Consider the following 8,250-nt stretch of genomic DNA (forward strand, 5'->3'; position numbering starts at 1 on the left):
GCAACTGCCTGCAAAACCTCGGGCGGCATGTTGTCCGCCTTTTTTAGCTGATTGTAGCCCAGAATCACATGAGACTGCATGATCTCTTGTTCATTGGGCGTAAGTCTGCGTGGAGCATTGAGAATTTCTTGCGGAATGAATGCCTTGCCAAAATCGTGAAACAGTCCGGCCATGCCTACCAGATGAAGTTTTTCTTCAGGCAGACCAAGGTAGTGCGCATAGGCCACTGCAAAAATGGTCACATTGACAGAGTGCGTATAGGTGTATTCGTCAGAGTTTTTGAGCTTGGATAGTGAAACAAGGGCGTCCACATTGCGGTTGAGGCTGTTGACAATAGACTCCACGTAAGGCTGGGAAGCCGCGACATCAATGGCGCCGCCTTGTGCGGCCTGCATGAGGCTGCGCACATGGTCAAAAGAGTCTGCATAGATTGCAGCGGCTTTGGGGATCTCCTCGTCCAGAGAAACCAGGGGGGCTTTGGGATCAGGCCAGATTTCTTCTTCCTGAGCAGCTATGAGCTCATCCATCTGGCGGAAGCGTGAAGGGTCGTGGTAGGCTTCAGTGTAGCCCTGGCTGATAATATGGTCGACTTCTTCGCGTGACGTGATAAGCCCTTCTTCCATATATAATAGAGGGGCCTTGATCCATGAAAGGCCGGGATTGACGAGATACATCCCGGGCACGATGTCGGCAACAGTTATTTTTACTGACGCCATGGCTAAAAATACCCTATATGGCCGACCACGGTATTATACTACCGTGGTCGGGTTTTTCAAATATGAGGGGGGATTAGCCGATGTCCCAATCAAGCCCGAAGGTATCGTGCAGGATGCGGACGGCCAGTTCAACGTATTTTTCCTGAATCAGGATTGTGATCTTGATTTCAGAGGTGCTTATCATGAGGATGTTGATGCCTTCATGAGTGAGGGCGGCGAAGGTGCGCGCGGCAACGCCGGAATGGTTGCGCATGCCTACGCCGATGGCGGACACCTTTGCCACGCTTACGTCGTGCAAAATTTCTGAGGCGCCGGTTTTTTCGGCTACAGCTTCCATCACTGCAAGCGTTTGCTGCAGATCTTTACGCGAGATGGTAAAGGTAATGTCCGTATGACCATCCAGGCTCGTGTTCTGAACGATCATGTCAACAAGAATGCCTTTTTCGGAAAGCGGGCCGAATACGGCGGCGGCCATTCCCGGTACATCCGGCAGATCGCGAATGGTTACGCGGGCTTGATCTTTATCATAGGCGATGCCGGAAACAAGAACGGCTTCCATTGTGGAATCCTCCTGAGTAACGAGAGTGCCGGGATCACTACTGAATGTGGAGCGTACCCGCACGGGAACTTTGTATTTTTTGGCAAATTCTACCGAACGGATGTGCAGAACCTTGGCCCCCATGCTGGCCATTTCCAGCATTTCTTCATAGGCAACACGGTCCATTTTGCGGGCGGTTGAGCAGATGTTGGGGTCTGTGGTGTAAACGCCATCCACATCTGTGTAGATTTCGCATTCGGCGGAACCCATGGCCGCAGCAAGAGCCACTGCCGAAGTGTCAGATCCGCCCCGGCCAAGAGTAGTGATGCGGCCATTTTCAGTACAGCCCTGAAAGCCTGCAACTACCAGCACGTCATGATCTTTCAGAAAGCCGTACAGGGCTTTGCTGTTGATGGAAAGAATACGTGCGCGGCCAAAATCATCGTCGGTGGTAATGGGAATCTGCCAGGCCAGCAAAGACCGGGCGCGAATGCCGGCATCCTTGAGCAGCATGGTGAACAGGCTGATGGAAACCTGTTCGCCGGTGGCCACAAGGGCGTCGCATTCCGCACTGTCGGGGGTGGCCGACCATTCGCCAGCCAGAGCAAGAAGCTGGTTGGTTTCGCCGGCTCTGGCCGACAGCACGGCTATAACCTTATAGCCCTGCTTCAGGCCGTGCAGAACCTTTTCCCGCACCTGCTTCATTGATTCAAGCTTGGCTACCGACGTACCGCCAAACTTTTGCACTAAAATTTTCATGCCTGTATCCATTGCCCACAATCCTTCACAGTGTACAACAGGCCAATTGTGCAAACGCAGTTCTGTAGCGCTCAGACTCTGCTTACAGTCCATTGCTCGCACAAATGGCGCAACAGGGCCTCGGCCTTAAGGCCGCAGGCTTGCAGCGTCAATAAGTGACCTTCTTCGCATGCCTTCAAGGCGATGTCCAGATATTCTTCCGGACGCTCCTGATCCGGCAGAAATTCTGCCCATTCAATTATAATTAAAGTACGCAGGTTATCAAGAGCTTCCAGCAGGTCCTCGGGCAAGGATCCCGGACAGCGGTAAAGGTCGCAGTGCAGTACGGGCGGCACTGTAGGATAATGATTGCACAGAGTAAAAGAGGGGCTGGCGACCTCAGCCTCTGTGCCGCCGGGCAAACCCAGAACCATAAAACGCGTCAGGGTTGTTTTGCCGCTGCCGAGATCTCCGCGCAGCAAAAGGGTTTTCACTTCGGGCGCATTACCCAGAGCGCGCACGAGCAGGTCGGCAAAGCAACGGGTATCATCAAGAGTCGCAAGGGTTATCTGGGCCATGCAAGGTCATCTTCCTGGTCTTGGCTGACGGTGTGAAAAACATGAGGCAGGGCATCCGCGATGGCTGTGGCCGTATTGCCTCGCACGGGCCATTGGTGGGCAAGTGAGCGCCCGGCCAGGGCGTGCAGGGCCACACCTTGCCCGGCCGTGACAAGAAACGGCCCTCCGGGAAAGGTGTGCTCAAGGTTGGTGTTATACTCGATATCCGGTTTTGAGGCCAGCAGGCCGCCCAGACATCCTGCCAGCACATCACCCGAGCCGCCTACGGCCAGTTGCGGCACGTCATAGGGGCAAATGCCGGTGGGACTTGCTTTCTGCCGCACCAAGGTTCCTGCTCCTTTAAGAATGTTGATTCCACGGCTGAGCGAACAGAGGCCGTCCAGCGCGGCCCATCTGTCAGCCTGCACTTCCCGGGCGGAAAGCCCTAAAAGCATTGCGGCTTCGCCGGGGTGAGGTGTAAGAATATCTTCATCCTGCACGACGTCCAGGAGATCGCGTTCTTGTGCCATTATGGCCAGGGCGTCTGCATCAAAAACCGTAGGAGGGCGGCGAAACGTCATCAGGGCGCGTAAAAAGGCGGTGGCATCCCGGCCACGACCCAGGCCAGGGCCTACTACCAGAGCGTTGCTGCGCTTCAGCAGGGCGGCAAGGGAATCTGAAATGCTTGTGGGCCACGCATGATCATTATCTTTCAGGGCAAGCGTCATGATTTCGGGCCAGCCGCACTTGATATCGGCCACTGCTCCGGCAGGGGCAACTGCTGTTACAAGACCGGCTCCGGTTCTCAAGGCTGCACGGGAAGCCAAGTGTGCCGCGCCGCCATAACCTGAAGCGCCGCCAAGAACAAGCACATGGCCGAATGTGTTCTTAAAGCTGTTTTCAGGCAGATTGGCAGGAGTACCGAGCCGTGCAATGCAACGTGCATCAATAAGGTATGCCGAGCAGGGAGACTTGCGGCGCACTATGGACGGTATGCCGATGTCGCATACGTGTACCCGCCCTGACCAGGGCCGTGCACAGGGAAGGGCCAACCCCGGCTTGCCTGCGGCAAAGCTCGCGGTGGCCGTGGCGCGCACAGCTTCGGGCTGTGGTCGTCCCGTGCGCGCGTTCAGCCCTGAAGGAATATCGAGCGCCAGTACCAGCCGCTGTGGGGCAAGGGTGTTGACGGCTTCAATAAGGGCCTGTGTTTGTGGGCGCAGCAAACCGCTGAAGCCTGTACCCATGATACCGTCAACAATAATATGAGGCAGGTGGTCCGGGGGAAGACGCCACTTGTCCCTGTTCCAGCGCAGCGGAAAAAAAGGCACGCCCGAAGCCTTGGCAATGGCGACGTGTCTGGCACACGCGCCCTTGCAGTGTCGCAGGGGCTTTGTATGGAGCACCAGAGGGCGGGCGTGTGCATCAACAAGATGGCGCGCAAGACAGGCGGCATCGCCACCGTTGTTGCCGCTGCCCATGAAAAGCCATATGCTCTTTCCCGCAAGGTCCGGACAGTAGCGATGCAGGACATGCAGTGCGGCCCGCGCAGCATTTTCCATAAGCAGGATTTCCGGCAAGCCGAGGTCTGCCGCGCCTTTGTCCCAGGCACGTATTTCTTCAGGGAAGGGCAGAGGAGGGAAGATGGGCGGGTCGCAGGCTGGGGCGATCATCATAACGCCTCCAGAACTACCACAGCCACGGCAGATGAACGGTCATGGCTGATTGACACATGAGAAGAAGTTACGCCCATATCCCGGGCACGCTGTAAGGCAGCCCCATGCAGGCGCAACTGCGGTTTGCCGCCGGAAGTTGCCACAGCTTCCACAAGAGTGGGGCCGATACCCTGGCTGAAACCCGTTCCCAGTGCTTTTACGGCGGCATCTTTGGCCGCAAAACGTCCTGCTATGTAGCTGACGGTCAGCGAAGGCATGGCGGCAAGCTCTTCGGGACCGAGAATTTTTTCGGCAAAGCGGCGTCCGAAGCGCGCGAGACTTTTTTCTATACGCGCAAGTTCAACAATATCAACGCCCAAGCCGACAATCATGCTTCATTTCTCCGTTGTGAAAAGACGTGTATTTCAGGGGAATATTCCCCTAAAGGGCTGGTTGCCCAATGAAAAAAAATGTCGTATATGCGGCCATTCGGAAAACTATTTTGACCCGTTCCTGGCTGTAACGTCAAGGGCGCAGCCAGGTCTGGACGCAGGAGAACGTCATATATGAAACTGTGCATTATCGGCACCGGCTATGTTGGCCTCGTCAGCGCCGCCTGCTTTGCGGAAATGGGCAATACCGTAACATGCGTTGATGTGAATCCCGAGGTGGTAAAAAAACTGAATGCGGGATCTGTGCATATATTTGAACCCGGCCTTGAACCGATGGTGCGCCACAGCCGCGCAGATGGGCGCCTGACCTTCACTACCAGTCTTGAAGAAGGCATTGCTCAGGCTGATTGCGCTTTTATTTGCGTTGGCACGCCACCGCAGCCTGACGGCTCGTGCGACCTGAGCTTTGTTCGGCAGGTTGCCAGCGAAATCGGCCAATACATGCAGAAAGATATGGTTGTTGTGGACAAGTCCACGGTGCCTGTGGGAACTGCGGACGAAGTGTGCGGCCTTATTCAAAAGGAATTGAAAAAGCGTGGCGTTGATCTGCGTGTGGATGTGGTCTCCAATCCCGAGTTTCTTAAAGAAGGCGACGCTATTGCCGACTTTATGAAGCCTGACCGCGTGGTCATCGGTACGGATTCGGAGAAAGCCGCTACCCTTATGCGTGAACTTTATTCTCCGTTTGCCCGCACCCGGGATAAAATCATTGTTATGGGTGTACGCAGTGCAGAAATGACCAAGTATGCGGCCAACTGCATGCTTGCCACGAAAATTTCATTCATCAATGAAATTGCCACTATCTGCGAGCAGGTTGGCGCGGATGTGCGCGATGTGCGCACGGGCATCGGTTCGGATTCCCGTATCGGCTATCAGTTTATTTATCCCGGCGTGGGGTACGGCGGTTCGTGCTTTCCCAAAGATGTAAAAGCGCTTATTCGCACTGCGGAAAACGCTGGTGTCGAGCCGAGGCTGCTCAACGCGGTTGAGGCCGTCAATGCCAGACAGAAAAAATATATGGCCGCCCGCGTGGAAGAGTACTTTGCGCCGCAGGGTGGGGTGGCAGGCAAAACCCTGACCATGTGGGGGCTGGCTTTCAAGGCCAACACCGATGATATGCGTGAAGCCGCCGCCATTACCATTATCAATGAACTGACGGCCAAAGGGATGAAAATTCGCGCATTTGACCCCGTTGCCGCCGACAATGCCCGCAGTATCTTTGCAGACAACAAACTGGTAGAAATCGTCGATGACCAGTACGCGGCCTGCCAGGGCGCGCAGGGCCTTATGGTTGTGACGGAATGGAATCAGTTCCGCAATCCCGACTTTGAAAAAGTACGCGGGCTGCTGACTGCCCCTCTGCTGTTTGACGGGCGTAACCTGTATTCCCCTTCCGCCATGGCCGAGCGTGGTTTTGCCTATTTTTGTATCGGCCGGGCAAGCGCCTAGTTTATAAACAGCGCCGGGTTGCAATGGCTTTGCTGTACGACAAGGGGTTGAACGTGATTCGTTCAACCCCTTTTTATATATGAAAGGTAGTCGCCGTAGTGGTTGTCTATGGTGTTGTCCTGTCAATCAGGCGGCTCTGTTTCAAGGGCGACAACACATTGCATGCCCGGAGCTGCTGAAGTATACCCTCCAGAGTGAACAACCCTATTTAAATTGGGCAAGAAATTATGCAGCAGACAAATACTGTTCATGAAAGTGCAAAAAATCATCACGAGCAACAGCTCAGCCTTTTGTATGAGCTTGCGCAGATCATGAATTTCACGACAGATTTGACACAAGCTCTGGATAAGGCGTTAAAGCTTATGGCCGGGCAACTGCACATGATGCGCGGAGCCATCACCCTTATTTCTCCGCATACCGGCGAGATACGTACGGAAGCGGGCTACGGGCTGAAGCCTGCGGAATTGCGGCGCGGCCGTTATGTGCGCGGTGAAGGCATCACGGGCAGGGTTATTGAAAGCGGGCGGCCCATGTATATCTCCGATGTGTCTGAAGAGCCGCTGTTTCTGAATCGTACCCGTTCGCGCGATTTGAAAAAGGAAGGTATTTCTTTCATCTGCGTACCCATTCGCCTCAATGATCAGGTTGTCGGGGCGCTTTCTGTGGATCATTTGCTGGTGGACGAAGCTACCCTTGAAGATGAAATGCGTCTTCTGACCATAGTATCCACGCTTCTTGGACATGCCGCGTTGGAAACCCAGGGGCGTATGGGTGAAGAAATTTCATCCCCCCTGCGGCCCAAAGGATTTGTAGGCAATTCCGAGGGGATGCAAAAAGTCTATGCCCAGATAGCCCAGGTGGCTCCTTCAGTGACAACGGTATTTCTTCAGGGTGAATCGGGTACGGGTAAAGAACTTGCCGCCCGCGCCATTCACGCGGGCAGCGCGCGTGCCGATAAGCCGTTTATTTCACTCAATTGCGCGGCCTTGCCGGAAAATTTGATAGAGAGCGAGCTGTTCGGTCATGAGCGCGGGGCATTTACCGGGGCCAGTGCCACACGCAAGGGGCGGTTTGAACTGGCCCACGGCGGCACGCTGTTCCTGGATGAAGTGGGTGAGTTGTCTCTCATGACCCAGGCCAAGCTTTTGCGTGTCTTGCAGGAGCGGGCCTTTGAGCGCCTGGGCGGCATGGAAACCCATTATGTGGACGTGCGCTTTATCACTGCCACCAACAGGAATCTTGAGCACATGGTTGCCAAGGAAAGTTTTCGGCGCGACCTTTTTTACCGGCTGAACGTGTTTCCCATCTATCTGCCTCCGCTGCGGGGGCGGCCTGAGGACATTCTTCCGCTTGCCAACCATTTTATCAGAAAATTTGCCCAGACCAATGGACGGGAAAACGTACGTCTTTCTTTGTCAGTAATGGACATGCTGCAGCGCTACGCCTGGCCGGGCAACATTCGTTAGCTGGAAAATGTTATGGAAAGGGCGGTATTGCTTTTGGGCCGCGAAGGCCTTGTTTTGCCGCAGCACCTGCCTCCGGCTCTGCATGGCGCGCACTGCGTCGGCATGAGCGGAGAGAACGCCTGCGCAGCGCGCCCGGGATTTTCCGGCACCCTGCAAGATCAGCTGGATGAGCTTGAACGGGCTTCCATTGTTGAAGCACTGGAGTTCAGCCAGGGGCAAATGGGCAAAGCCGCAGCGAGCCTTGGCCTTACAGAGCGGATCATGGCGCTGCGTATGAAGAAATATGATATCAACTATAAGGAATTTCGCCCCAGGCATAGCCGTTCATAACATGCCGCAGTTCCGCCATTGTTTTTGCGGCGACGTTGTTGCTGCGAGGCAATGCCCCAGATGATTTGCGGTTCTATTCAGAGAGCAAACGATATTTCGGAGCAGGGCGGCTTAACATGCCGCCCTGCCGCCTTTGGCCTTCACCGGTAAATTTTTTATACGCACTGGAGCATGCACGTCTGAAAGAGCAGGCTGATATGTCTGTCTGCCTTGTTGTTATATTTTGCAAGCTGGTTGCTTTCTTTGGCGGTTCACGTTGTTTCGTGCGTGGATTGAAAGCGTCGTCAATGGCATAAAACTACACTTATGTAGTTTTATGCCATTGCTGTTTTTTCCATGTAATTTGTACAAA

Annotated in this window: 8 protein-coding genes; 3 read left to right on the plus strand and 5 right to left on the minus strand. The window is 54.7% G+C overall.

What is annotated here, in order from left to right:
* The 5 genes from QZ377_RS11300 to QZ377_RS11320 form a co-directional block, all read right to left on the minus strand.
* A partial coding sequence (locus tag QZ377_RS11300; protein ID WP_291441245.1) for an HD-GYP domain-containing protein occupies positions 1-716 on the minus strand: 716 nt, incomplete at its 3' end.
* Positions 717-789: 73 nt separating this feature from the next.
* Entirely contained in the window at positions 790-2,013 is a 1,224-nt protein-coding gene (locus QZ377_RS11305) for an aspartate kinase (protein WP_291441246.1), read from the minus strand.
* Positions 2,014-2,084: 71 nt separating this feature from the next.
* A complete protein-coding gene (gene tsaE / locus QZ377_RS11310; protein ID WP_291441247.1) occupies positions 2,085-2,570 on the minus strand; it encodes a tRNA (adenosine(37)-N6)-threonylcarbamoyltransferase complex ATPase subunit type 1 TsaE in 486 nt (161 codons plus the stop codon).
* Positions 2,558-4,222, minus strand: a complete 1,665-nt coding sequence (locus QZ377_RS11315; RefSeq protein ID WP_291441248.1) for an NAD(P)H-hydrate dehydratase — start codon at positions 4,220-4,222, stop codon at positions 2,558-2,560. Before QZ377_RS11315 ends, tsaE begins: the two co-directional genes overlap by 13 nt.
* A complete protein-coding gene (locus tag QZ377_RS11320) occupies positions 4,219-4,593 on the minus strand; it encodes a holo-[acyl-carrier-protein] synthase (protein ID WP_291441249.1) in 375 nt (124 codons plus the stop codon). The genes QZ377_RS11315 and QZ377_RS11320 overlap by 4 nt, the downstream gene beginning before the upstream one ends.
* Positions 4,594-4,767: 174 nt before the next feature.
* Here QZ377_RS11320 and QZ377_RS11325 point away from each other — a divergent pair, with 174 nt between their 5' ends.
* The 3 genes from QZ377_RS11325 (at position 4,768) to QZ377_RS11335 (ending at position 7,898) form a co-directional block, all read left to right on the plus strand.
* Positions 4,768-6,102, plus strand: coding sequence for a UDP-glucose/GDP-mannose dehydrogenase family protein (locus QZ377_RS11325; protein WP_291441250.1), 1,335 nt, complete (start codon positions 4,768-4,770; stop codon positions 6,100-6,102).
* A 227-nt stretch (positions 6,103-6,329) separates the two neighbouring features.
* Positions 6,330-7,568, plus strand: coding sequence for a sigma 54-interacting transcriptional regulator (locus QZ377_RS11330; protein WP_291441251.1), 1,239 nt, complete (start codon positions 6,330-6,332; stop codon positions 7,566-7,568).
* A 12-nt stretch (positions 7,569-7,580) separates the two neighbouring features.
* Positions 7,581-7,898 (plus strand): helix-turn-helix domain-containing protein, encoded by a 318-nt coding sequence (locus tag QZ377_RS11335; protein WP_291441252.1) that lies wholly within the window; start codon positions 7,581-7,583, stop codon positions 7,896-7,898.
* The last annotated feature ends 352 nt before the right edge of the window (positions 7,899-8,250 follow it).

Source organism: Desulfovibrio sp. (assembly GCF_019424165.1).
In the GTDB taxonomy this organism is placed as follows: Bacteria; Desulfobacterota; Desulfovibrionia; order Desulfovibrionales; family Desulfovibrionaceae; genus Desulfovibrio.